At 75.0% G+C, this 24,334-nt stretch carries 22 protein-coding genes; 8 read left to right on the forward strand and 14 right to left on the reverse strand.

All coding sequences use genetic code 11. The features are described 5' to 3' along the window. Position 1: 1 nt before the first annotated feature. Both ABD944_RS14165 and ABD944_RS14170 read right to left on the reverse strand, forming a co-directional pair. Positions 2-1,018, reverse strand: a complete 1,017-nt coding sequence (locus tag ABD944_RS14165; RefSeq protein ID WP_345176190.1) for a FecCD family ABC transporter permease — start codon at positions 1,016-1,018, stop codon at positions 2-4. Continuing rightward, positions 1,015-2,064: a FecCD family ABC transporter permease gene (locus tag ABD944_RS14170; RefSeq protein ID WP_345176193.1), complete on the reverse strand. Its 1,050-nt coding sequence runs from the start codon at positions 2,062-2,064 to the stop codon at positions 1,015-1,017. Before ABD944_RS14170 ends, ABD944_RS14165 begins: the two co-directional genes overlap by 4 nt. Positions 2,065-2,190: 126 nt before the next feature. On the opposite strand from ABD944_RS14170, the gene ABD944_RS14175 reads away from it, so the two are divergent. The 5 genes from ABD944_RS14175 to ABD944_RS14195 all read left to right on the forward strand — a co-directional run bounded on the left by ABD944_RS14175 (position 2,191) and on the right by ABD944_RS14195 (position 6,646). Further along, entirely contained in the window at positions 2,191-2,865 is a 675-nt protein-coding gene (locus ABD944_RS14175; protein ID WP_345176195.1) for a TetR family transcriptional regulator, read from the forward strand. Beyond that, positions 2,858-3,760: an ABC transporter ATP-binding protein gene (locus ABD944_RS14180; protein WP_345176197.1), complete on the forward strand. Its 903-nt coding sequence runs from the start codon at positions 2,858-2,860 to the stop codon at positions 3,758-3,760. Before ABD944_RS14175 ends, ABD944_RS14180 begins: the two co-directional genes overlap by 8 nt. After that, positions 3,757-5,394 (forward strand): ABC transporter permease, encoded by a 1,638-nt coding sequence (locus ABD944_RS14185; RefSeq protein ID WP_345176199.1) that lies wholly within the window; start codon positions 3,757-3,759, stop codon positions 5,392-5,394. The genes ABD944_RS14180 and ABD944_RS14185 overlap by 4 nt, the downstream gene beginning before the upstream one ends. Before the next feature lie 112 nt (positions 5,395-5,506). After that, positions 5,507-5,902 (forward strand): STAS domain-containing protein, encoded by a 396-nt coding sequence (locus tag ABD944_RS14190; protein WP_345176202.1) that lies wholly within the window; start codon positions 5,507-5,509, stop codon positions 5,900-5,902. A gap of 114 nt (positions 5,903-6,016) precedes the next feature. Beyond that, positions 6,017-6,646, forward strand: coding sequence for a TetR/AcrR family transcriptional regulator (locus ABD944_RS14195; protein WP_345176204.1), 630 nt, complete (start codon positions 6,017-6,019; stop codon positions 6,644-6,646). A 22-nt stretch (positions 6,647-6,668) separates the two neighbouring features. On the opposite strand, the gene ABD944_RS14200 is transcribed toward ABD944_RS14195, so the two are convergent. The 10 genes from ABD944_RS14200 to ABD944_RS14245 form a co-directional block, all read right to left on the reverse strand. Beyond that, complete coding sequence (locus ABD944_RS14200; RefSeq protein ID WP_345176206.1) at positions 6,669-8,435, reverse strand: ATP-binding protein; 1,767 nt, start codon at positions 8,433-8,435, stop codon at positions 6,669-6,671. A gap of 301 nt (positions 8,436-8,736) precedes the next feature. Next, positions 8,737-9,411, reverse strand: a complete 675-nt coding sequence (locus ABD944_RS14205; RefSeq protein ID WP_345176208.1) for a response regulator transcription factor — start codon at positions 9,409-9,411, stop codon at positions 8,737-8,739. After that, positions 9,402-11,219: a sensor histidine kinase gene (locus ABD944_RS14210; RefSeq protein ID WP_345176209.1), complete on the reverse strand. Its 1,818-nt coding sequence runs from the start codon at positions 11,217-11,219 to the stop codon at positions 9,402-9,404. Before ABD944_RS14210 ends, ABD944_RS14205 begins: the two co-directional genes overlap by 10 nt. Positions 11,220-11,503: 284 nt before the next feature. Further along, the gene (locus ABD944_RS14215; protein ID WP_345176212.1) at positions 11,504-12,463 is read right to left on the reverse strand and encodes an aldo/keto reductase; all 960 of its coding nucleotides are present in this window, start codon (positions 12,461-12,463) and stop codon (positions 11,504-11,506) included. A gap of 8 nt (positions 12,464-12,471) precedes the next feature. After that, the gene (locus tag ABD944_RS14220) at positions 12,472-13,578 is read right to left on the reverse strand and encodes a zinc-binding dehydrogenase (protein ID WP_345176214.1); all 1,107 of its coding nucleotides are present in this window, start codon (positions 13,576-13,578) and stop codon (positions 12,472-12,474) included. A 14-nt stretch (positions 13,579-13,592) separates the two neighbouring features. Next, complete coding sequence (locus tag ABD944_RS14225; RefSeq protein WP_345176217.1) at positions 13,593-14,465, reverse strand: branched-chain amino acid ABC transporter permease; 873 nt, start codon at positions 14,463-14,465, stop codon at positions 13,593-13,595. Between the two features lie 63 nt (positions 14,466-14,528). Further along, positions 14,529-15,683 carry an ABC transporter substrate-binding protein gene (locus ABD944_RS14230; protein WP_345176219.1) on the reverse strand — a complete coding sequence of 385 codons (1,155 nt, stop codon included), beginning with the start codon at positions 15,681-15,683 and terminating at the stop codon, positions 14,529-14,531. 50 nt (positions 15,684-15,733) lie between these two features. Then, on the reverse strand, positions 15,734-17,491 hold the full coding sequence (locus ABD944_RS14235; RefSeq protein WP_345176222.1) for a branched-chain amino acid ABC transporter ATP-binding protein/permease: 1,758 nt from the start codon (positions 17,489-17,491) through the stop codon (positions 15,734-15,736). Further along, positions 17,488-18,240, reverse strand: a complete 753-nt coding sequence (locus ABD944_RS14240) for an ABC transporter ATP-binding protein (RefSeq protein WP_345176224.1) — start codon at positions 18,238-18,240, stop codon at positions 17,488-17,490. Before ABD944_RS14240 ends, ABD944_RS14235 begins: the two co-directional genes overlap by 4 nt. Next, positions 18,240-19,187 (reverse strand): alpha/beta hydrolase, encoded by a 948-nt coding sequence (locus tag ABD944_RS14245; protein WP_345176227.1) that lies wholly within the window; start codon positions 19,185-19,187, stop codon positions 18,240-18,242. The genes ABD944_RS14240 and ABD944_RS14245 overlap by 1 nt, the downstream gene beginning before the upstream one ends. A gap of 117 nt (positions 19,188-19,304) precedes the next feature. Here ABD944_RS14245 and ABD944_RS14250 point away from each other — a divergent pair, with 117 nt between their 5' ends. After that, the gene (locus tag ABD944_RS14250) at positions 19,305-20,678 is read left to right on the forward strand and encodes an amidohydrolase (RefSeq protein WP_345176229.1); all 1,374 of its coding nucleotides are present in this window, start codon (positions 19,305-19,307) and stop codon (positions 20,676-20,678) included. Positions 20,679-20,689: 11 nt separating this feature from the next. On the opposite strand, the gene ABD944_RS14255 is transcribed toward ABD944_RS14250, so the two are convergent. Next, on the reverse strand, positions 20,690-21,685 hold the full coding sequence (locus tag ABD944_RS14255) for an aldo/keto reductase (protein ID WP_345176231.1): 996 nt from the start codon (positions 21,683-21,685) through the stop codon (positions 20,690-20,692). Positions 21,686-21,787: 102 nt separating this feature from the next. On the opposite strand from ABD944_RS14255, the gene ABD944_RS14260 reads away from it, so the two are divergent. Together ABD944_RS14260 and ABD944_RS14265 are read left to right on the forward strand one after the other, a co-directional pair. Then, a complete protein-coding gene (locus tag ABD944_RS14260; protein WP_345176234.1) occupies positions 21,788-22,774 on the forward strand; it encodes a methyltransferase in 987 nt (328 codons plus the stop codon). Further along, on the forward strand, positions 22,771-23,508 hold the full coding sequence (locus ABD944_RS14265; RefSeq protein WP_345176235.1) for an SDR family NAD(P)-dependent oxidoreductase: 738 nt from the start codon (positions 22,771-22,773) through the stop codon (positions 23,506-23,508). The genes ABD944_RS14260 and ABD944_RS14265 overlap by 4 nt, the downstream gene beginning before the upstream one ends. Before the next feature lie 95 nt (positions 23,509-23,603). Here ABD944_RS14265 and ABD944_RS14270 read toward each other — a convergent pair whose 3' ends face one another. Continuing rightward, the gene (locus ABD944_RS14270) at positions 23,604-24,284 is read right to left on the reverse strand and encodes a GntR family transcriptional regulator (protein WP_345176238.1); all 681 of its coding nucleotides are present in this window, start codon (positions 24,282-24,284) and stop codon (positions 23,604-23,606) included. Positions 24,285-24,334: the final 50 nt, after the last annotated feature.

Genomic DNA, 24,334 nt, shown 5'->3' on the forward strand with positions numbered 1-24,334 from the left:
GTCAACGCCGCCCGGACACCGACAGCAGCCATGCCAGGTACACGCCGCCGAGGACGCCGGTGACGACGCCGACCGGCACCGCGACCGGCAGGTGCAGCGCGATGAGGTCCGCGCTCGCCAGCAGCGCCGCGCCGGTCAGCACGGCGGGCAGCAGCAGCGCGCCGCGCCGCCGGGTCAGCCGCCGCGCGAGCTGCGGGGCGGCGAGCGCCACGAACGGGACGGGCCCGGCCGCCGCGGTCGCCGCCGCGACGAGGCCCACCCCGGCGACCGTCAGCAGCGCCCGCGTGCGCTGCACGGGCACGCCGAGCGCCCGTGCGGCGTCGTCGCCGAGCTCTCCCATGCCGAGGGGCCGGGCGAGCAGCAGCGCCGCGGGGACGAGCACGGCCAGCGCGAGCGCGAGCGGGACGGCCTGGTCCCAGTCCCGCCCGTTCAGGCTGCCGGTCAGCCAGAACGCGGCCTCGTAGGCGTCGCGCAGTTCGGCGCGGGTGATGAGGTAGGAGTTGAGCGCCTCCAGCATCGCGGCCGCCGCGACGCCGATCAGCACCAGCCGGACGCCGTGCACGCCCCCGCCCCGCCGGTAGGCGACCAGGTACACCGCGAGCGCCGTCAGCACCGCGCCCGCGACCGAGCTGGCGGTGATCGCGACGGCGCCGCCGCCGAGCACCAGGATCTGCAGCAGCGCGCCGGTCGCCGAGCCGGTGGTGAAGCCGATGAGGTCGGGGCTGCCGAGCGGGTTGCGGGAGATGCTCTGGAAGACGGCCCCGGAAAGGCCGAGCGCCAGACCGGCGAGCAGGCCGGTGACGGCGCGGGGCAGGCGCAGGGTCGTGACGATGAACTCGGTGGCGGGGTCGCCCCTGCCGAGCAGGACGCGCACCACGTCCGGCGGCGCGACGGGGAACTCCCCCGAGCCGACGACGAGGACGGCGGCGCACGCCGCGACCGCCGCCAGCGCTCCGCACACCGCCGCCGAGCGCGGCTCCCACCGCAGCGACGCCCCGGCCGCCCGGATGACTCTCATAGGTCGCGCGTCCTCCCCCTCCGGACCATCACCGCGAACAGCGGCGCCCCGAGGAACGCGGTGACGATGCCGGTCTCCAGCTCTCCGGGCGCGACGACGCGGCCGAGGATGTCCGCGCCGAGCAGCAGGACGGGCGCCAGCAGCAGCGAGTAGGGCAGGACGAGCCGCTGGTCCGGGCCCACCGCCGTCCGGACGATGAAGGGGACGGCCAGCCCGAGGAAGGTGATGGGCCCGGCCGCCGCCGTGGCCGCCCCGCACAGCAGCACCACCGCGAGCGCCCCGAGCGCCCTGGTCCTGCCGGGACGGGAGCCGAGGGCGCGGCCCGCGTCCTCGCCCAGGCCGAGGGCGTTCAGCGGGCGGGCGAGCGCCAGCGCGAGCAGCGTGCCGGCGACGATGAACGGCAGGACGCGCAGGAAGACCGGCACGTCGCGGCCGCCGAGCGTGCCGACCTGCCAGAACCGGAATCCGCCGAAGGTGCGCGGGGTGAACAGCATCACGCCGGCCGTCACCGCGCTGAAGACGGCGTTGACGGCCGCCCCGGCGAGCACCAGCCGCGCCGGGGAGGCGCCGCCGCGCCCCCGGGCGCCGATCAGGTGGACCAGGGCCGCCGCGCCCGCCGCTCCCAGGAAGGCCGCCCAGACGTAGACGAGCAGGTCGTCCACGCGGAACGCGCCGATCACGAGGACGACCGCGAGGGCCGCGCCGCCGTTCACGCCGAGCAGGCCCGGCTCGGCGAGCGGGTTGCGGGTGAGCGCCTGCATCACGGCGCCCGCCAGCCCGAGCGCCATGCCGACGACGACGCCGAGGAGCGTGCGGGGCAGCCGCAGCTCGTGGACGATCAGCTGCGCCCGGGAGCCGTCGTCCGGGGAGAGCACGCCGGGAAGCACGTCCGCGAGCGGGACGTCCCCGGCGCCGATCGCGAGGCTCGCCCCGGCCGTCAGCAGCAGCACCGCCGCCAGCAGGCCGAGCCACCACGGATGCGCGATGCGCGACGGCCCCCGCCGTTCGGGGGCTTTCGGCGGGCGTTCTCGCACGGGGGGAGGCACGCAGGTAAGGCTAGCCTAAGCTAACTCGCCCCCTCAATGTCCGGTTCCGCCGCTCGCTCCCATTGACAATACAGGCGTATAGTATACGTTCGTATTGGAAGTTGAACGTTCGTATTGGAGGCGGGGATGGCGAGATCCGGCCGGGCCGCGGGCCCGGCGCCCGAGGACCTGACGGCGCGGGCCAAGATCCGGGACGCGGCGCTGCTGCAGTTCGCCGAGCACGGCACGAAGGGCGCGACGTTCCGCGGCATCGCCGAGGCCGCCGGGGTGTCGGTGGGCCTCGTCCAGCACCACTTCGGATCGAAGGAGGAACTGCGCGAGGCGTGCGACGCCTACGCGCTCGACACGGTCCGCGAGCTGAGCTCGACGGTCTCCGGCGAGGCGATGGGCGACCCCGGCTTCCTGGCCGCGACCGTCCGGACCGACCTGCCCGTCCGGCGCTACCTGGCCCGCGCGCTCGTCGACGGCTCGGCGGCGGCGGCGCGCATGTTCGACGACCTGGTCGCGGTCACCGAGCGGTACATGACCGACCCGCCGCCCGGAACCGCGCCGCCCACCACGCGCGACGCGCGGGCCTACGCCGCCGCGATCGTCGCGATGACGACGGGGATCGAGGTGCTGCACCAGCACCTCAGCCGGGTCCTCGGCACCGACACCTTCACCCCCGGGGGATCGCTGCGGCTGCGCCGCGCGGTCCTGGAGATCTTCGACGACCGGTTGCTCGACCGGGAGACCGTCGCGCGCGCCCACGCGGCGATGGACCGGTACGAGGCCGGCCTCAAGGGAGACGACGATGACTGACGTGGTCCGGGCCGCGGGCCTGGTCAAGACGTTCGGCCCGACGCGCGCGCTCGACGGCCTCGACCTGCGCGTGGCGCCCGGCGAGGTGCACGGCTTCCTCGGCCCGAACGGCGCCGGGAAGTCCACGGCCATCCGCGTCCTGCTCGGGCTGATGCGCGCCGACTCCGGCACCGCGAGCCTGCTCGGCGGCGACCCGTGGCGCGACGCCACCGCTCTGCATCGCCGCATCGCCTACGTCCCGGGCGACGTCACGCTGTGGCCGAACCTGTCCGGCGGCGAGGTCATCGACCTGCTCGGACGGCTGCGCGGCGGGCTCGACGGGAACCGGCGCGACGAGCTGCTCGGCCGCTTCGAGCTCGACCCGAAGAAGAAGGGCCGCGCCTACTCCAAGGGGAACCGGCAGAAGGTCGCCCTCGTCGCCGCGTTCGCGTCCGACGCGGAGCTGCTCATCCTGGACGAGCCCACCTCCGGCCTCGACCCGCTCATGGAGGAGGTCTTCCAGGAGTGCGTCCGCGAGGAGAGGCGCGCCGGGCGCACCGTCCTGCTGTCGAGCCACATCCTCAGCGAGGTCGAGGCGCTCTGCGACCGCGTCACCATCATCCGCAAGGGCCGGACGGTCGAGACCGGCACCCTCGACGAGCTGCGGCACCTGACCCGCACGTCGATCCACGCCGAGCTCGCCGCCGCCCCGGACGGCGTCCCGCTGCCGGGGGCGCACGACGTCCGCATCGACGGCACCACCATCGCGTTCGAGGTCGACACCCCCGAGCTGGACGCCGCGCTCAAGGAGCTCACCCGGATCGGCGTGCGCACCCTGACGAGCCGGCCGCCCACGCTCGAAGAGCTGTTCCTGCGCCACTACGAGGACGACCTCGCCGGAGGGACCGCGTCATGACCGCCACGACCCTGCACGCCCCGGCGCGGGCCGCCAGCCGCGACGGCGGCCTCGCGGGCACCGGCATGCTGATGAAGATCTGGCTGCGCCGCGACCGCGTCATGGCGCCCGCCTGGATCTACGGGCTGACCGCGCTCGTCTCCGGCACCGTCTACAGCTTCAAGCACGAGTACGACACGCCCGCGGCGCTCGCGAGCTTCGCGCGCGGCATCAACGACAACCCCTCCACGCGGGCGCTCTACGGGCCCGTCCTGAACGACGGCGGCTTCGCGGGGCTCAGCGCGTGGCGGATCGGCGCCACCGGCGCCGCGCTCACCTGCGTCATGTGCGTCCTGCTGGTCGTCCGGCACACCCGCGCCGAGGAGGAGGCCGGGCGGCTGGAGCTGGTCGGCGCGGCGGCGGTCGGGCGCCGCGCGCCGCTCACCGCGGCGCTGCTGACCGCCGTGACCGCCGCCGGCGCGCTGGCGGCGGTGGCCGCGCTCGTCATGATCCTCTTCGGGATGCCGGCGGCCGGATCGGTCGCGTTCGGCCTGTCGTGGTTCGGCGCGGGCCTCGTGTTCTCCGGCGTCGCGGCGCTCACCGCCCAGCTCGCCGAGACCTCCCGGCTGGCCAACGGCCTGGCGTTCGCCGTCCTCGGCGCGTCCTACCTGCTGCGCGGCGTGGCCGACGCGGGCTCGGCGCACTGGCTGTCGTGGCTGTCGCCGATCGGCTGGGCGCAGCGCGTCCGGCCGTGCGCGGACGAGCAGTGGGCCGTCCTGCTGCTTCCCCTCGCCGCGTTCGCGCTGCTGACCACCGCCGCCTACGTGCTGACCGAGCGGCGCGACCTCGGCGCCGGGGTCCTCGCCCCCTCCCTCGGCCCCGCGCACGCCCCGCCGTCCCTGCGCGGCCCCTTCACCCTGTGGTGGCGGCTGCAGCGCGGCACGCTGCTCGGCTGGACCGCCGGGTTCCTGGTGTACGGCCTGGCCATCGGCGGCGTCGCGGACGGCGTCGGCGACCTGGTCAACGGCAGTGACGCCGTGCTGGACGACATCCGCAAGATGGGCGGCCAGCAGGACATCGCGGACGCGTTCCTCGCCACGGCCATGGGACTCATGGCGCTGTTCACCGCGGCCTACGCGGTGCAGAGCGTCCTGCGGCTGCGCGCCGAGGAGAGCGGCGGGCGCCTGGAGCCGGTGCTCGCGACCGCCGTCGGCCGCACCCGCTGGGCCGTGGCCGGCCTGGCGAACACCGTCGCGGGGACGGTGGTCATGCTCGCCGCCACCGGCCTGTCCGTGGGACTGGTCCACGGCGCCCGCTCCGGCGACCTGACCGGTCAGATCCCGCGCCAGCTCGGCGCGGCGCTGGCCCAGCTCCCGGCGGTCTGGGTCGTCGCCGCCACCGCGATGCTGCTGTTCGGCGCCCTCCCGCGCGCGGCGTCCGCAGGATGGGGGATCCTCGCCGTCTTCCTGCTCCTCGGCCAGGTGGGACCGCTGCTGGGACTCCCGCAGGCGGTGATGGACCTGTCCCCCTTCACCCACACCCCGAAGCTGCCCGGCGGTGACGCCGACCTGCTCCCCCTCCTCGCGCTCACCGCGGCGGCGGCCGCCCTGACCGCGGCCGGACTGGCCGCCTTCCGCCGCCGCGACGTCGCCTGAGGCCCGCCCGGCCGGGGTTCCCGGGCGGGCGCCGGCAGGCCCGCCCGGGAATCGGCATGACCTCCCCTTTCACGGGTACTCCGCAACCTTGCGACTACGGGAGGTGATCGTCATGTCCATCGGAGCCGGCCAGACGCCGGAGGGGACCCCCATCGATCCGCTGCGGCTCCGCAGCGACGTCCGCGGCCCCTGCCTGCTCGTCGAGGCGGAGGGGGAGCTCACGATCCTCACGGCCGACGCGCTGCGCGAGCACGTCCTGGCCGACATGCGGGCCCTGGGCGGGCCGCCGCTGATCGTCCTGGACGTCGGCGAGGTGACCTTCTGCGACTCCTCGGGACTGAACGCGATGATCACTCTCTGGAAGGCCGCCCACGCGGCCGGGGGCGAGTTCGTCCTCGCCCGCCCGGAGCGCCGGTTCCGCACGATCATCGAACGCAGCGGCCTGGACCGGCACCTCATCGCCCACCCGACCACCGAGCAGGCCCTCGACGCGCTGTCCGCACGCTGAACCCGCGGGCGGCTCGCCCACGCCGCGACCCCACCCCCGCTGCTCTTCTCCCCCTCGCCGCCCGCGCCCTCCGCTCGGACGGGCGGAGGCGCGGCGGCTAGAGTCGGCCGCACGATGACGAGCGACGACGAACTCCTGCGGAGCCTGCTCACCGGCGGCCCCGAGAGCGAGCCGCAGACCGACCGCATCCTCGACGCCGCCCTGCGGTCCTTCGAGACCTACGGGCCGCGCCGCACCACCATGGACGACGTCGCGCGCGAGTCCGGCCTCGGCCGCGCCACGATCTACCGCCGCTTCCCCACCAAGAACGACCTCGTCACCGGCGTCCTGCTCCGGGAGGCGCGGCGCTTCTTCGCCGAGCTGGACGAGGCCGTCGCGGCGCTGCCCACCCTGGAGGAGCGCCTCGTCGAGGGCTTCGCCGTCACCCTGCGCATCAGCCGGGAGCAGCGGCTCATGACGCGCCTCATGGTCGTCGAACCCGAACTGTTCCTGCCGCACTCCACGATCAAGGCCGGGCCCCTGCTCGCCGCCGCCCGCGGCTACCTCGCCGGCCGGCTGCGCACCGCGCAGCGCCTCGGCGCCGCCCCGGCGGACGTCGACCCCGAGGTCGTCGCGGAGATCCTGGTCCGCCTCACGCACTCCCTCGTCCTCACCCCGGACGGCCACATCCCCCTCGACGACGCGGGCGCCCGCGACTTCGCCCGCCGCTACCTCCTGCCGATCGTCCGCAACACCCCCTCCTGACCGGCGCCGGGCCACGGCGGGGTCAGGCGCCCTCTCCGGACTGCAGGACGATGCGGACCGCGGTGCCCCCACCGGGCGGGCTCTCGACGGTGACGCTCCCCCGCAGCGCGCGGACGCGGTCGGTGAGGCCCGCCAGGCCGCCGCCCGGGTCCGGGGCGGCGCCGCCGACACCGTCGTCGCGGACCTCGGCGGCGATCCCGTCCGGCCCCGGGCGGACCGTCAGGTGGATCGCGTCGGCCCGGGCGTGCTTGACGGCGTTGGTGAGGGCCTCGCAGAGCGCGAAGTAGAGCGTCGACTCGATCTCGGGCGGGAACCGGCCCGCGGGCATGTCGAGATGGACGGGCACGGGCGTGCGGGTGGCGACCAGCTCCATCGCCGGGGCCAGCCCGGCGTCGGCGAGGATCGCCGGGTGCATGCCGCGGGCCAGGGCCTCCAGCTCGGCGACCGCCTCGGCCAGCTCGCCGCGGCAGGTCCGGGCCTGCTCGCGGGCCCGCGGGTCGGCCGCCGCGGCCTCCAGCCGGGCGAGCATCTCCTCCAGGGCGTGGAGCCGCTGCTGCGCGCTGTACTTCAGGTCGGCGGCGAGCCGCTCGCGCTCGGCCGCCTGGATCCGCACCAGACGCTCGCGCGCCTCGCGCGCCCGCTCCAGGTTGGCCTGCGCGGCGGCCTGGAGACGGACGGTCTCCAGCGCGCGGCCACCCGCGACCAGCGCCGCCTCGACGAGCGGCTCGTGGTCGCGGAGCGCGGCGGCGAGGTCGACGGTGGCGAGGGGCTCGCCGCCGGACGTGCGGACCCGGTGCCGCCAGCGCCCCGCCGCGCCTCCGGGCGCGTCGCGCATGCGGCGGCCGTCCACGTCGACGTAGCCGCCGTCCGCCCACATCCACAGGTCCAGGGTGCCGTCGCCCAGGACGGCGCGGAGCGCGTCGCGGACGCGCGCCACCGACACGGGGCCTGCGAGCAGGCGCTGCATCCGCTCGGCGACGGTCAGCTCGGCCAGCCGGGCGCGCAGCGCGGTGCCGAGGAACGCCAGCGGCAGCACCGTCGCGAAGACGCCCTGGAAGAGGTAGACGTCCAGCACGTCCGCGAGGTCGGCGTCGCTGCCGATGAGCGTGCTCTGGACCACCAGGGCGCCGCTGACGCCGAACGTCACGGCGACCGCGACGGGAACGGTGAGCGCGCGGTCCAGCCGCCCCGTGCGCGGCAGGCGGGCCACCAGGATCACCACGAGCGCGCCGGCCAGCACCGTCATCGCGCCCGCCATGGCCTGCTGGACGCCGTGGAACACCCCGTGCTCGGGACGCAGCGCCGGCCAGGTCGCCGAGGCCGCGAAGCCGTTCCAGGCCGGACGGGAGACGGCGCACAGCAGCGCCTGCCCGCCGATCATGATCACGACGGCGGCGGCGGTCCAGAGCCTCGCGGCGGCGCCCTCCAGCCGCCCGGCCGGGTACAGCAGCACGCCGATGCCGACGGCCAGGAAGAACACCGACTGGGCGAACACCGACACCAGCGGAGCCGCGCCCGTGTTCCAGGCCGCCGCCCAGGTGACGGCCCACGAGGCGGCCGCGACGACGAACGCCGCGCCGGTGCGCCGGGCGGTCCGCCCCGCCGCGAACAGCCCGCCCGCGACGGCGAACCCGCCGCAGCAGACCAGGGTGACGGCGGCGGCGACGGGCTGGGCCCACCAGTGCGGCCAGCCGAAGGCCAGCGCCGCGGCCGCGACCGCCGCGCCCGAGGCCAGGGCGCGGCGCACCCGCGCGCCGAGCCACGGCGGCCACCGGGAGACGCGCCTCACCGCGATCCTTCCGTGTCGTCCCGGGAAACCACCGTCCGGGACGGGGGTTTTCCCGGATGCGCGCCCAGAGCGGCGCCGGGATTATGGGAGCGTGCCGGGAACGGCCGCGTCACGCGCCCGCTTTCGGGGGCGTGGCGCCTCGCGGTGGCGTGCGGGGGCCACCACCGGGGTCACCTGACGCGACCGGACTCGCACGGACAGTTTTCCCCACCGCCGCCGTGCGGCGCGAGGGGCCGTTACCCGATCGATGCGCGGGCGCGGGTGCACGCGACGACCGTCGCCCCCGGGTGCCGGGTCGCGGTCAGCGGATCTCGGCGGCGCGCAGCCAGGTCAGGACGGCGAGCACCCGCTTGTTGCTGTCCTGGGGGCCGGGCGCCCCGCCGGGCGTGGTGATCTTGAGCTTGGCGAAGATGGCCCGCACGTGGTCCTCGACCGTCCGGGCGGACAGGTGCAGCCGCTTGCCGATGCCGGCGTTCGAGTGCCCCTCCGCCATCAGCGCCAGGACCTCCCGCTCGCGTCCCGACAGCCGGGACAGCTCCTGCTCGCGGTGCCGCGCCTCGACCAGCCGGGTCACCACGTCGGGGTCGATGACGACCTCGCCGCGGCCGACCCGCTCCAGCGCCGAACGCAGGTTCTCCACGTCCGTGACGTGGTCCTTCAGCAGGTATCCGACGCCGCGCGGCCGGCCGCGGAACAGCTCCATCGCCTGCGGGGTCTCGTTGAAGGCCGACAGGACCAGGACGCCGAGACCGGGGTGGCGCTCCAGGAGCCGGCGCGCCGCGACGACGCCCTCGTCGGTGAACGTGGGCGGCATGTGCAGGTCGAGGATGGCGACGTCGGGCGGGTCGTCCGCGACGCGGGCCAGCAGCTCCTCGCCCGACCCGGCGGACGCCACCACGTCGATCCCGACGGTGGTGAGGAGGGTGACCAGAGCCTGCCGGAAGATCCCGCTGTCCTCCGCCACGGCTACTCGCATGGGAGGTCCATCCTTACCGTCAGGCCCGCGCGGGGGCCGCCGCCGATTTCCATCTCACCGCGCAGCGCCCTGATCCGGCCGGACGTACCGGCCAGGTCGGCGACGGGATCGGCGGCGGGGCCTCCGGGGCGGGCGCCGTCGAGCCCGACCTCGGCGACCACACGTCCGCCCTCCTCGCCGACCCGCACGAGGACCCGGGTGGCACGCGCGCCCTCGACAGCGTACGACAGCGTCTCGCACAGCGCGGAGTAAAGCGTGGACTCGATCTCGCGGGAGAACCGGCGCGGGGTGACGTCGAGCGCGACCCGGGTGCCGAGCCGCTCGGCGACGACCTCCAGCGCCGGGCCGAGACCGTCCTGGACGAGCAGCGCCGGCTGCACCTCCCGGGCCAGCGCCCGCAGCTGGGCGAGGGCCTCCTTCAGCTCGGCGCGGCAGGCGCGGGCGTGCTCCTTGACGGCCGGGTCGCCGGTGACGGCCTCCAGCGTGCCGAGCATCGCGCCGAGCGCGAGCAGCCGCTGCTGCGCGCCGTCGTGCAGGTCGCGGGCGAGCCGCTCGCGCTCGGCGGCCTCGGCCCGCACGAGGCGCCGGTAGGCCGCCCTGACCTGTTCGAGGCCCGCCTGGACGCCGGCCTGCAGCCGCGCGGTCTCCAGCGCCCGGCCGCCCGCGGCGAGCGCGGCCTCGACGAGGGAGCCGTGGTCGCGCAGCGCGCCGCCGAGCTCGACGACGGCGAGCGGCTCCCCGGACGCGCCGCGCACGCGGTGCCGCCAGCGCCCTCCCTCCCCGGCGGGATCGCCCCGCGCCTCGTCGGCCGCGCCGTCCGTCTCCGGGCCCAGGTCGACGGGGCGCCCGGCGGTGTCGACGTAGCCGCCCTCGGTCGGCGCCCAGAACCACAGCTCCAGGGTCGGGTCGTGCAGGACGTCGCGCAGCGCGTCGCGGATCCTCTCCACCGACACCGGAGCGGTCAGCCGGAGCATGCGGCCCGCGACGGCCAGCTCCGCGATGCGGACCCGCAGCCCGGACGCCAGCAGCGTCAGCGGGACGAGCACGACGACCGCGCCCTGCACCACGTAGACGTGCAGCAGGTCGTCCAGCGGGATCGACGCCTCCATGATCGGCTTCTGGGTGAACGCGGCCGAGACGCCGACGAACCCGATCGCGACCGTCACGGGCAGGGCGACCAGGCGCCGCAGCCGGCCCATCCGCGGCAGCCGCAGCAGGAGGACGACGGCGAACGACAGGGCGAGCAGGAGGTACAGCGCGGCGGACACCTGGAGGACGACCTTGAAGACCTCCAGGTCGGGGTAGAGGGCGGGCCACCACACCGACTCTCCCCGGAACGCCGCCCATTCCGGCTCGGAGGTGACCCACAGCGCCGTGGGACAGCCCCACAGGACGAGGCACGCCGCGCCCGTCCAGATCCGGTCCGCCAGGTACTCCAGGCGCCCGCCCGGGTAGAGCAGGACGCCGACGGCGAGCGCGAGGTAGAAGTCGGCCTGGGCGTAGGGCGACATGATGGGCCCGATGGTCGCGTCCCAGCTCGCGGCCCAGTTGACCGCCCAGCACACCGACGCGGCCGCGAACAGCAGCCCGGTGCGGCGGGTGCGGGGCCCGGTCGCGAGCAGCACGCCCACCAGCGCGATGGCGGCGCAGCTGGCCGCCGTGATCGCGGCGGCGGCCGGATGGCCGCGCCAGTACGGCCAGCCCGCGAGGAGCGCCAGCCCCGCGACCGCCGCCCCGGCGACGAGGGCGCGCCTCGTCTCCGTCCCGAACCACGGAGGCGACCTGCGCCTGCGTGGCGCGGAAATCACCACGACCATCCTTTCCATGCTGGGTCCTCGGGCCGCGTCCCGCCACCGCGAACCCACGGGACGCGGGCCCGTGCTTCCCCGGGGCCGTGCTTGTCCAGGACCGTGCTTCTCCAGGACCGCGGGCCCCGCCGGCGGGCGCACCGGCATCCTCCCCGACGCGGGGCCCGTCCCCGGGGCGGCGTTACCCGATCGATGCGCGAGGCGTGCCGGCGATCACCGGGGCGTCCGGCGGCGCGCGTCCGGACCGCCCCCCGCCGGTCCGGACGCGGCTCACCGCCCGCGGCTCACGGGCCTTCGGGGTCCACGACGTCGCGGTCCGCCCAGAAGGGCTCCATCAGGGCCCGCAGACGCTCCGCGCCGACGCGCTCGAGCACGTCCAGCGCCGCGATGTTGTCGGTCAGCTGCCGCATGCCGCTGGCGCCGAAGAGGACGGTCGCGGTCGCGGGATGCGTGAGCGTGAAGGCGATGCACAACTGCGCCGGCGTGGCGTCCAGCTCGGCGCCGAGCGCGGCGATGCCCCCGGCGGCCTCCTGGATGCGGGAGCGGATCCCGCCCGGGTCCCGTCCGATCTGCCGGGACGGCTCGATGTTCCCGGCGAGGATGCCGCCCTCCAGGACGTCCGACGCCTGCATGGCCACGCCCTCGGCGAAGACGGCGGCGAACGGCTCGCCGTCGGGGATGGCTCGCCGGCACGGGCTGTACTTCAGCTGAGCGAGCTGCGGGCCCGGGGAGCCCGCGGCGAGGGCGTGCCCGCGGATCGTCCGGATGGCCGTGGCGGACCAGTTGTTGACGCCCCAGCAGCCGATTAGCCCCTCCTTCTCCAGCGCGGCGAGGTCCTCGGCGAGCCGCCGCAGGTCGATGTCGTCGCGGCGGATGTCGCCGAGGACGGCCACGTCCGCGTGGTCGGCGCCGACGCGGAACAGCGCCCCCGTGAGCTGGTCGCGCAGCGTCCGCCCGGGGTACCCCTCCAGCCACAGCTTGGTGGACAGCAGGTAGTCGTCACGGGCGATCCCGGCGGCGCGCACGATCGCGGAGAACAGCACGTCGGTGAACACCGGCGGGTGGCCGGGCATCCCGTAGACGGCGACGTCGAAGAGGTCGAGGCCGGAGTCGACGGCGTGGCGGACCATGGCGACGGAGTCGGCGAAGTCCATCCGGTCGTAGGTGTGCCAGGAGCCGAGGGACAGCACGGACGCCTCGGGCCCGGCGGCGCCGAGCCGGCGGCGGGGAATCTGCGTGGGCACGGGGTTTCCTATCGGTTGGGATTGATGACGGCCTTGACCTGCTCCTGCCGCGCCATCGCCGCGAGCGCGCCGGACGCGTCGCCGAGGCCGCCCGGGGCGCCGAACAGGTCGTCCCAGGCGAAGCGGTCCTGGAACCTGCGCAGGAACTCGACGGAGCGGTGCAGGTCGCCGACGTCGCCGTTCAGCGAGCCGAGCACGTCCAGCTCCTTACCCATGATCGCGCCGAGGGCGAGCGGCTCGGGCCGCGGGCCGGTGCTGCCGACGACGACGAACCGGCCGCCGAACGCGGCCATGCCGACCGCCTCGGCGCCGACGCCGGGCGCCCCGGCGAGGTCGAGGACCAGCTCGGCGCCGCGGCCCTGGGTGGCCTCCATGACGGCCGCGACGCGGGAGTCGGCGTCGCCGTCCAGCCCGACGGTCAGGTCGGCCCCGAAGCGGCGGGCCAGCTCCAGGCGCGCGTCGGGCGCGCCGATCGTGATGACCCGGCCGGCGCCGGACACGCTCGCCACGGCCGTGGCGACGATCCCGAGCGCGCCCGCGCCCTGGACGGCGACGGTCGATCCGGGCCGCACTCCCCCGGCGCGGTCGAAGGCGTGCAGGACGGTCTTGACCGCGCAGCCGGCCGAGGCCGCCCAGGTGTCCTTCACGTCGTCGGGCAGGACGAGCTTGAGCGCTCCGGGCGTCACGTAGTTGTGGCCCGCGAGCCCGCCGGTGGCGTAGGGGAACCGGTCGGCGCGCAGGAGGAAGCCGTAGCCGCGCTCGGCGCAGGCGACGGGGTTGCGCAGCACGGTGCAGCCGTAGCAGTGGCCGCAGACCGACTCCGACCAGCCGATGCGGTCGCCGACCCTGACGTCGCGGCCGAGGGCGTCGCGGGTGCCGGGCCCGACGGCGCAGACGGTGCCCGTCATCTCGTGGCCGAGGACGATCGGCAGCATCTCCGGGAACGTCATGGCGCCGGACCACAGGTGCACGTCCGTCGCGCACAGGGTGGCGCAGTCGACCCGGACGACCGCGGCGCCGGGCTCGCACTCGGCGGGCAGCGGCAGTTCCTCGAGGCTCAGTTCGGCGCCGTGCTCGCGGAGCACGGCGGCCCGGGTGGAGGCCGGTTGTGGCATCTTCGCTCGTTTCTCTATCGGCTGTGCGCGGTGTCCCAGACCTCGCGGCGGCTGCGCCACCACAGGAGCACGAGGATCACCAGGAAGGGCACGACGCCCTGGTACTTCTGGATGGAGCTGAGGGAGGACGACAGGCCCTCCAGGCAGCCCAGGACGAGACCGCCGACGAGCGTCAGCGGCAGGCTGCGGAACGCGCCGACCATCGCGACGGCCAGCGCCGTGCTGATCAGCCCGGCCAGGGTGGCGTAGTCGCCGCCGAGCCGGGGCGCGACGAGCACGATGACCAGCATCGTGATCGCCCCGACGCCGGACCAGACCCCCACGGCGAGCAGCGGGGCGGGGATGCCGACGACCTCGGCGGTGCTCGGCCGCTCGGACAGGGCCTGCAGCTTCAGCCCGAGCCGCGTGCGGGTCAGCATGAGCCCGACGGCGAGCGTGATGAGCAGCGCGAACCCCAGCGACACCAGCACCGACTGCGGGACGACCACGCCGCCGACCGTGAAGACCGGGTCGGCGAACGGGGACGGGAAGCGGTGCGCGCCGGTGCTGTTGCCGCCGAACAGGCGCAGCCCGATCGCGGTGAGCGCCACGTAGAGCGCGACGGTGACGGCGGCCTTGGTTCGCTCGCGGTGCCCGGCGAACCAGCGGACGAGCGCGGCGCCGAGCAGCCCGGACAGCAGCGCGGCGGTGACGGCGCCGGCGAGCAGGGCCGGCCAGACGTTCAGGCCCTTGTCGGTGAGCGACACCATCACGAAGGCGCCCATGGCGCCGACCGCCGTCATCGCGAAGTTGACCACCGCGACGAGCCGGTAGGTCAGCACGACGCACAGGCCGAGCAGGGCGTAACCGCCGCCGCTGGTCAGCCCGGCGATCACAGAGTTCACCATCGGATACCTCCGGGTGGGGCCGGGCGCGCGCGGGGGTGCCGCGCGCGCCCGGCGGCGGGACGGCTACTTCTTGGTCGGGACGGTGAAGCCGCCGGGCAGCACCTTCCAGCCGCCCTTGTCCGCCTTGACGAACTGGCTGCCCTTGATGGGGCTGTGCTCGCCGCCTGGCCCGAACACCCACGGGCTCCCGGCCATCGGGTAGTCGATCGGCTTCATCTCCTTGAACGCCTTGGTGACCGACTCGCGGGTGATGTCGCCCTTGATGCCCTTGAGGACCTGCACGAACACGTCCGCGGCCATGACGGCGCCCTGGCTGAACGCCGTCTTCTGGATGCCGTTCCGGTCGACGAGCCTGGACCAGCGCTCGTTGCCCGGCAGGGTCGGGTCGGTGTAGGGCTGCCACTCGGTGCCCGCGTAGGCGTTCATGTCCGCCGGGATCACCTTGGCGTTGGCGTCGGTGTAGCTGTTGGCCGCGAGGATGAAGTCGACGTTCTGCATGCCCTGGGTCCTGGCCTGCGCGAACCAGGGCCCGACGGTCGCGTTGTAGAGGACCGCCTGGCAGCCGGCGTTCTTGTCCGCCACGAGGTAGCGGGTCGGGTCGCCCTGCCCGACGGCGAGGTTCTTGTGGGCGAGGGACTTGCCGGTGAGGTCGCTCCACGCCTTGATGGCGTTCTCGATGCCGCCGCCGCTTCCGGGCAGGACGGTGTAGTCGATGCAGACCTTGTCGTGCTTGAGCGTCTCGGACGCGTAGTACAGCATCGCCGTGGTCAGCGCGTAGGGGCCGGGGTTCACGGGGGCGATGTTGGGGCTGGTGAAGCAGGACGGGTCGACGCCGACCGCGGGGATCGAGACGATCTTCTCCTTGCTGTAGGTGGCGCGGTTGAGGCCGCAGTCCACGGCGCTGGACGAGCCGGCCAGGGCGACCACGCCCTCGGACTTGATCAGCTCGCGGGCGGCCTGGCCGGCGCGCGCCGGGTCCATCGCGTCGTCCTTGGCGACCAGCCGCAGCTTGCGGCCGTTGATGCCACCCGCGGCGTTGACCTCGTCGAACACCGCCTTGACGGCCTTGGGGACCTCCGGGGTCTGGAACAGCCCGGTGATGCCGTTGATCGAACCGACCTTGATCGGGCCGTCGGACCCGCCGGAGGACCGGCATCCGGCGGCGGTGAGTGAGAGGGCGAGCGCGGCCGCGGCCGCCGTCGTGAAAGTGCGCTTCATCGCTGAGGCCCTTGCTTCGCGGGGAGGGGTGGGTGAGGGGTACGGGACGGTCAGGACGCCGGGACGTCGGCGGCGCCGAGGTAGGCGGCCCGGACGGCGGGGTCCTCCAGGACCTCGCCGGTGGGGCCGGAGGCGATGACGTGGCCGAAGTCCAGGACCGTGACCTGCTCGCAGGTGGCCTGGACGAGCTCCATGTCGTGCTCGACGAGCAGGACCGAGACCCCGAACGCCGCGGGCACGGCCGCCAGGCGCCTGGCGAGGCGCAGCGACTCGGCGGCGGACTGGCCGGCGGCGGGCTCGTCCAGCAGCGCGACCTTCGGCCGCGCCGCGACCGCGGCGGCGACGTCCAGGAGGCGCCGGGTGCCGGCGTCGACGATCGACACCGGGACCTGGCCGGGCGGGCAGCCGAAGAACTCCAGCAGCTCGTCGGCCTCGGCCCGCGGCAGCCGCCGGCCGGCGCCGATCGTCAGGTAGTCGTACAGGCTGAGCTCGGGCGCGATCGCGGTGGTCTGGAAGGTGCGGCGAAGGCCGAGCACCGCGCGGCGGCTCGGCCCGAGTCCGTCCAGCCGCCGCCCGGCCAGCTCGACCGCGCCCCCGTAGCCCGCGACGAAACCGCTGACCGCCGCGATGAACGTCGACTTTCCGGCGCCGTTCGGGCCGATGAGCCCGACGACCGCGCCCTCGGGGACGGTCAGGTCGACGGCGTCCAGCGCCACGACCTCGCCGAACTTGACGGTGAGCCCCTGAACCGCCAGCACCGGTGCGCGGTCGCCGGTGGGCGCGGGCGCGGGCGCCGGGAGGGATCCGGCCTCCTTGGCGGCGGGCGCGTCCTCGGGGGCGGGCGCGTCCTCGGCCTCCTTGAGGATCTTCCGGGCGTCGCGCTCCCGCCTGCGCATCCGGGTCAGGTCGGTCTGGCTGAGCCCGCTGCGCAGCGCGAGCAGGGCGCCGGCGCCGAACAGCACGCCGCCGAAGTCTTGCGGCAGCGAGACCTTCTCCATGATCGTCGCCATCACCGCGCCGAAGATCCCGCCGAGCACGGCGCCCTCCGGGTGGTGCGGGCCGATCATGATGGCGACGGCGAACAGCGCGAGGGACTGGCCCATCGCGAAGTTCTGCGGGACCACCAGGCTCAGCTGGCCGACCAGCAGCCCGCCGCCGATCCCGGCGACGAACGCGCTGATCGCGAACGCGGCGAGCTTGCCGCGCGCCACCGAGACGCCGTGCGCCGCGGCGGACCGCTCGGAGTGCCGCAGCTCGTACCAGGACAGCCCGAGCCGGGTCCGGCCGATGATCCCGAGGGCGACGGCCAGCACGGTGAACACGATCACCGTGAAGACGAAGTAGCCGCCGTCGGTGTCGAAGGGGGCGGGCCGCTCCAGCATCGTCAGGTCGGCCGCGCCGGGGAACGGGTTGACGTTCAGCACGATGTCGGTGCTGACCGCGAACCCGAAGGTGACGACGGCGAGGTTGACGCCGCGGATGCGCAGCGCGGGCAGTCCGATGGCGACGCCGACGGGGACGGCGGCCAGGCCGCCGAGGAGCAGCCACAGGTAGAAGCCGCCCGGCGCGTCCGCCACGTTCAGCCGCAGCACCACCCAGGCGCCGATCGCGGCGAACGACATCTGGCACAGCGACATGACGCCGGCCCGTCCGACGATCACCCCGAAGCTCTGCATGATCACCGCGCTGATCACGGCGCTGATCGCCAGGTAGATCCAGTACGGCGGCAGGACCAGCGGGAGCAGCGCGCAGGCGAGCACCGCGATGCCGAGACCGGTGCCGAGGCCGCGCTTGTCGACCAGGTTCATCGAGGCCCGCCCTCCGCCGCCCCGGCGCCCGCGCCGGCGGCGCCGACCGGCGGCCCGCCGAAGTAGAGCCGGTGCAGGCGCCGCTCGTCGCCGCGCAGCTCGCCGCACGGCCCGGAGAAGACCACGCGTCCCTTGCGCAGGACGTGGGCGTGGGTGCCGACGTCCAGCGCGAGGTTCGCGAACTGCTCGATCAGCACGACCGCGATGCCCATCCCGGCCAGCTCGCCGACCGTGGACATCAGCCGGCGCACCACCAGCGGGGCGAGGCCGAGCGACATCTCGTCGATCAGCACGACCTTGGGAGCCGAGACCAGGGCCCGGCCGAGCACGACCATCTGCTGCTCGCCGCCGGACAGGTACCCGGCCTGCAGGCTCCGCCTCTTCTCCAGCTCCGGGAAGAGCCGGTAGACGGTGCCGAGGTCGCCGTCGCCCCGCTGGGAGACGATGAGGTTCTGCTCGACGGTGAGCGTGCGGAACGTGGTGCGGGCCTGCTCGACATAGCCGAGGCCGGCGCGGGCCCGCTTGTAGGGGGCGAGTCTCTCGATGGCGGCGCCGTCCAGCCGGATGGTGCCTGACCTGACGGGGGCCAGGCCGGCGATGCCGTCCATCAGCGTCGTCTTGCCGGCGCCGTTCGCGCCGAGGATCACGGTGACCGCGCCCGGCGCGGCGTCGAGCGTGACCTCGTGCACGACCGGGACCTCGGCCCGGTCCACGCCGACGCCGTCGAGGGCGAGAGCCGGAGCGGTCATCACTCGCCGTCCGTGCCGAAGGCCGAGCGCAGGGCGGCGGCCGTCCGGGCCTGGGCGTCCTTCGCCACCGACAGCTCGGTGGCGAGCGGGCCGAAGAACGCGTGGATCATGCCGTCGTAGCGGACGAGGTCGGTCTGGACGCCCGCGTCCTTGAGCCGCACCGCGTACTCCTCGCCCTCGTCGCGGAGCACGTCGCACTCGGCTTCGAGGACGAGCGCCCGGCACAGCCCGGCGAAGCTCTTGGCCCGCAGGGGCAGCAGGTAGGGGTCCTCCAGGTCGCGCTCGTCCTTGGGATAGGTGGTGAAGAACCAGTCCATGCTGGCCTTGGAGAGGAAGTAGCCCTCGGCGTACTCGCGGTAGGAGGCGCGCCCCTCGTCGGGGTGGCCGAGGACCGGGGAGACGAGCACCTGCAGAGCCAGCTCCGGCCCGCCGAGGTCGCGCGCCTTGAGCGCGACGACGGCGGCGAGGTTGCCGCCCGCGCTCTCGCCGCCCACGGCGACGCGGGAGGGGTCGGCGCCGATGCGCTCGCCGTGCTCGGCGACCCAGCGGACGGCGGCGTAGGCGTCGTCGGCCGCGGCCGGGAACGGGTTCTCGGGGGCCAACCGGTAGTCGACGGACATCACCACGGCGCCCGCGGCGGCGCAGACGGCGCGGCAGGAGTACTCGTTCTCGTCGAGGCCGCCGATCGTCCACCCGCCCCCGTGGAACCAGACGAACGCCGGGAAGGGGCCCTCCCCCTCGGGGGTGTAGACCCGGACGGGGATGTCTCCGGCCGGGCCGGGGATCGCGGTGTCGGCCACGGAGCCCACGGGCGGGAGGTCGTCCGGCACCGCCCACATCCGGCGGAACCCCTCCCGCATGGCCGCCGCGTCCAGCGGGGCGCCGCCGCTCGGGTCCTCGGCGGGGGTGCGGTCGATGATCCGCTGCGCCTCGGGATCCAGGGGCATCGTTTACCTCCGAAGGCCCGGTGTGCCCGCGCCTCCCGGCCGGGCACTCCAAAATCGTATCTGATTCCGTGTACGTTAATTGCAGCCCATCGACGGTGTCCAGAGTTGGAGCAGGATATGCCGGATGTTTCCGCCGCCGACCTCGTCCTGACCGGTGGCCGGGTCCACACGGTCGACGCCCGCGACCGCATCGCGCAGGCGGTCGCCGTGCGCGGCGGCCGCATCGCCCGCGTGGGCACGGCGGGCGAGGTCGCGCCCCTGATCGGCCCCCGGACCCGCGTCGTCCGGCTGGACGGCCGCTCGGTGCTGCCGGGCATCAACGACTCGCACCTGCACGGAGTGTGGCTCGGCGCCATGTGGCCGAACCTGCTGATGGACCAGCTGGCCGCCTCCGGCGGGCACGCGCACGAGGCGCCGTCCCGGCTGGAGACCGCCGGGGACCGGCGCCGCGCGATCCTGCGCACCGCCGACCTGCTGGCCTCGCTCGGGATCACCAGCTACACCGAGCCCGGCCTCGGCCCGGGCGAGGACGGCGGCCCGAGCGGCTGCTTCGGCTCGGACGCCCTGCACGACTACGCCGACCTGGCCGCCGAGGGCCGGCTGAAGGCCCGCGTCACCGCGCTGATGCTGTTCGGGGAGCTGGACGGCCGCAGCACGGCGGAGGATCTGCTGGGGGGCCTGCGCGACTTCAGGCCGCCCGCCGGCGTCCCGGGCCGGTTCCGGGTCGCGGGCGTGAAGATCTTCGCCGACGGCATCCCCCCGATGCGCAGCGCCTGGACCGACCGCCCCTACACCGACGGCTCGCACGGCGCCCTGCTGGTCGACGGCGGCTCCGACGCCGAGCGGGAGGCGGCCCTGCGGACGATGATCGACGCGGCGCACGACGCCGGGCACCAGATCGGCGTGCACGCCACGGGCGACCGCGCGACGCGCGTCGTGGCGGACGCGCTCGCGGCGGCCCTGGCCCGGGACGGCCGGGACGCCCGGCACTACGTCATCCACGGCGACCTGCTCTCCCCCGCGACGCTGACCGTCCTCGCCTCGAACCGGATCGGGCTGAACACCCAGGCGGGCATCCCGGTGGCCACCGAGCCGATGCTCGCGGCGGCGCTCGGGCAGGACGCCCTGCGGGACGCCTGGCCGCTGCGGGACGCGCTCGACGCGGGCGTCCCGCTGTGCCTCAGCTCCGACGCCCCCGTCCTCACCCCGGACTGGCGCGCTGGGATGGCCGCGGCGGTCACCCGCCGCGGCCTGGACGGCTCCGTGCGGGGCGCGGCGCAGCGGCTCGCGGTGGCCGAGGCGCTGCGGGCGTACACCGCCGCGCCCGCCCGGCAGGACGGGGAGGAGGACGTCAAGGGCTCCGTCGAGCCGGGCAAGGCCGCCGACCTGTGCGTGCTCGGCGGCGACCTGTTCGGCGTGGAGCCCCGGGACCTGCCCTCGCTGCCAGTGACGATGACCGTCCTCGACGGCGAGGTCGTCTACGAGGCCTAGGGCGCGCGGCGTCAGGCGCGAACGGGAGCGTCGGCGCCCCACGACGCCGCCGGGTCGACCACGTCCTTGTCCAGCCACAGCCCGGCGAGGGCGGCGCGCAGCTCGTCGCCGCGCCGGGCGCACAGGGCCAGGGCGGCGAGGTTGTCCTCCAGCTGCGCCGCCCTCGTGACCCCGACCAGGACGTTCGCCACCGCGGGGTTGGCCAGGCAGTAGGCGATGGAGAGCTGCGCGGGCGTGGCGCCGAACCGGTCGGCGATCCTCCGGACCTCGGGCACGACGGCGCGGATCCGGTCGCGGATCCCTCCCGGGTCGGCGCCGATCTTGCGCTCGGGGTGCAGCTTCCCGGCGAGGATGCCGCCCTCCAGGACGTCCGACGCCTGCAGGGCGAGGCCCTCGCCGGTGAACAGCCCGCCGAAGGGCACCCCCTCGGGCACCGAGCGGCGGACCAGGCTGTACTTCAGCTGGGCGAACGAGGGCGGCACGAGGCCCTCGGAGGCGGCGAAACGGCAGGCGAACAGCACGTCACCGGCAGACCAGTTGTTGACGCCCCAGTGCGCGAACCTGCCCGCGCGGACCTGCTCCGCCACGTCCGTCACCACGGCGCGCAGGTCGGGGCGCTCCGCGAAGTCGCCGACCACGACCATGTCGGCGCGGTCGACGCCGATCCGGCCGAGGGAGACCTGCATCTGTTCGGCGAACGAGGACGCGGGGTACTCCCAGAGCCAGAGCTTGCCGCACAGCAGATAGTCCTCGCGCGTGAGCCCGGCGTCGCGGACGGCCTGCCCGAACAGCACGTCCGTCTGGGCGTTCTCCGCGTGCGGGCCGAAGTCGTAGTGGGCGACGTCGAACAGGTCGACGCCGCGGTCGACGGCGAGGCGCAGCAGCTCGGCCGCGTCGTCGCGGTCCATGCGGTCCCAGGTGTTCCAGGAGCCGAGCGCCAGGAGCGGGACCTCCGGGCCGCCCACGCCGAGGCGCCTGCGCGGCGCCCGTTCTGCGAACTCCATCATGACCTCCGATGAGGAAGATCGGCCGTGGGCCGGGCCCCCTGGCCGCTGACGCAACGATCGTATAGCATCTGGCATATTCTTACCGCGAAGGAGACCACTTCCATGGCGCATTCCTCACCGGATCCCTCGGGCATCCTCGGCGTCGCCACCGGCTACATGGCCGCCAAGCAGCTGTTCGCGGCGAGCGAGGCGGGCGTGTTCGCCGCGCTCGCGGGCGGGCCGGCCACCGCGGCCGAGCTGGCCGGCCGGGCGGGGATGCCGGAGCGCACCGCCCGGATCCTCGGCGACGCGCTCGCCGGCCTCGGACTGCTGGCGCGGGAGAGCGGCCGCTACGCCAACTCCCCCGCCGCCGCGGCCTACCTGTCCGGCGAGGGCGACGGCGTCGACCTGCGCCCCTTCCTGGCCTTCCTGGACGCGATCAGCTACCCGCACTGGCTCGGCTTCGGCGCCACCGCGGCCAGCGCCGAGCCGCGGCCCCTGGACCTCGCCGGCGACCGGATGCAGACGTTCATGAACGGCGTGATGACCTACAACGCGCTGCACGCCAGGATGCTCGCGGAGAACTTCGACTTCACCCGGTACTCCCGGATCCTGGACTACGGCGGCCTGTCCGCCGCGTTCCTCGTCGAGGCGCTCCGCTCGGCCCGGCAGGCGCACGGGACGTTCCTCGCGCCCGGCCAGTTCACCGAGTTCGCCCGCAAGGCGCTGCTCGACGCCGGGCTCGGCGGGCGCAGCGAGGTCGTGGAAGCCGACCCGCTCACCGGCGACGTCCCCGAGGGGTTCGACCTCGTCCTGCTGGAGCACGTCGTCCACCGCTTCGACGCCGAGCGGAACCAGGAGATGATCCGGCGGGCCCGGCGCGCCGCGGCCCCCGGCGGCACGCTCGTCCTGCTCGACTTCTTCCTGGACGACGACCCCGACCAGCGGGTCATCGACGCGTTGCACGCGGGCGAGTACCTCGTCATCGACGGCACCGTCGTCTATCCCGAGGCCGAGGTGCGCGGCTGGCTGACCGCCGCGGGCTGGGAGCCGGTCGAGACCCGCGCCCTGCCCGCCAGCCCCCGGGTCATCATCGCGGAGGCCCGGTGAGCGCCGGGCGCGCCGTCCTCGTCACCGGCGGCGCCAGCGGCATCGGCCGCGCCGTCGCCGCCGCGTTCGCCGCGGCCGGCGACCGGGTGGCGATCGCCGACCGGGACGCCGGAGCCGCCGCGCGCGCCGCCGGGGAACTGGGCGTCCGCGCCGTCGCCATGGACGTCACCGACGCCGGCTCCGTCTCCGCCGGGGTCGCCGAGGCGACCGGGGCGCTCGGCCCGATCGAGGTGCTGGTCAACAACGCCGGCGTGGTGGCGGGCGGCGGCCCGCTGACCTCCCTGCCCCTGGAGGTGTTCGACACGGTCGTCGCGGTCAACCTGCGCGGCACGTTCACCGTCACCCAGGCGGTCGCCGGCCAGATGATCGAGAACGGCACGCGCGGCCGCATCGTCAACATCAGCTCGATCGGCGCCCGCCAGCCCACCGCGGGCCTCGGCCACTACGAGGCCACCAAGGCGGCCGTGGACGCCCTCACCCGCACCGCCGCCCTGGAGCTCGCCGGCCACGGCATCCGGGTCAACGGCGTCGCGCCGGGGCCCGTCCACACGCCGATGACGGCCGGGCTGATGGACGACCCGCAGGCCCGCGCCGCGTGGGAGTCCCGCATCCCGCTCGGCAGGATCGCCACGACCGGCGACATCGCCCCGCTGGTGCTGTTCCTCGCCTCCGGCCAGGCCGACCACATCACCGGCGCGGTGATCCAGGTGGACGGCGGCCAGTTGCTCGTGTAGCCGCGCGGAGCACGCCGGCCCGCGCCGGCGTCCGGGACCCGAACGCGCCGTTCCCCATCACTCGCCCGGTGGGAACGGCGCGTTCGGCTCTCAGGTCACTTGTGCGGGACGGGGTGCGCGCTGTGGAGGGCGTCGGCGGTGGCGTTCTTGTGCGCGCAGGCGATGCGCTCGATCTCGGCCGGGTCGCCGCCGCCGGCGATGAGGTCGAGGATCTGCCCGTGCTCGACCACGGAGCGGCGGGCGCGGCCGGGGACGTAGCTGAAGGTCGAGCGGCGCATGTGGTCCAGCCGCGTCCACTCGGCCTCGAGCAGGGAGCGCAGGTGCGCGTCCGGGCAGTGCTCGTAGATCGAGAAGTGGAACTCGCGGTTGAGCGCGGTGAACGCGGTCGGGTCGAACTCCTCCAGCGCCTCCACCATCCGGTCGTTGATCTTGCGGGAGGCGTCGATGTGCGCGGCCGTCATGAGCGGCGCGGAGATCGCGGTGGCGTAGCCCTCCAGCCGGGCGAGGATCTGCAGCGTGTGCTCGACCTGCTCGGCGTCGAAGACCGCGACGCGGGCGCCGACGTTGCGCACCACCTCCACGAGCCCGTCGGACTGCAGCCGGCGCAGCGCCTCGCGCAGCGGGATCGTGCTGACCCCGGTCTCCTGGGCGAGCTGGTTGATCACCAGCCGGTATCCGGGCACGTAGGTGCCTTCGAGGATGCGCGACCGCAGCAGCTCGTAGCAGAACTCGGCCTTGCTCTCCTTGGTCTGGTCCTGCTTCTTCGCGGCACTCACCCGGTTCTCCTCATCCTCGGCCCGCGCCCCCCGGACGTGTTCGCCGGCCC

The sequence above is a fragment of the Actinomadura verrucosospora genome (assembly GCF_039540335.1).
Taxonomy (GTDB): Bacteria; Actinomycetota; Actinomycetes; order Streptosporangiales; family Streptosporangiaceae; genus Spirillospora; species Spirillospora verrucosospora.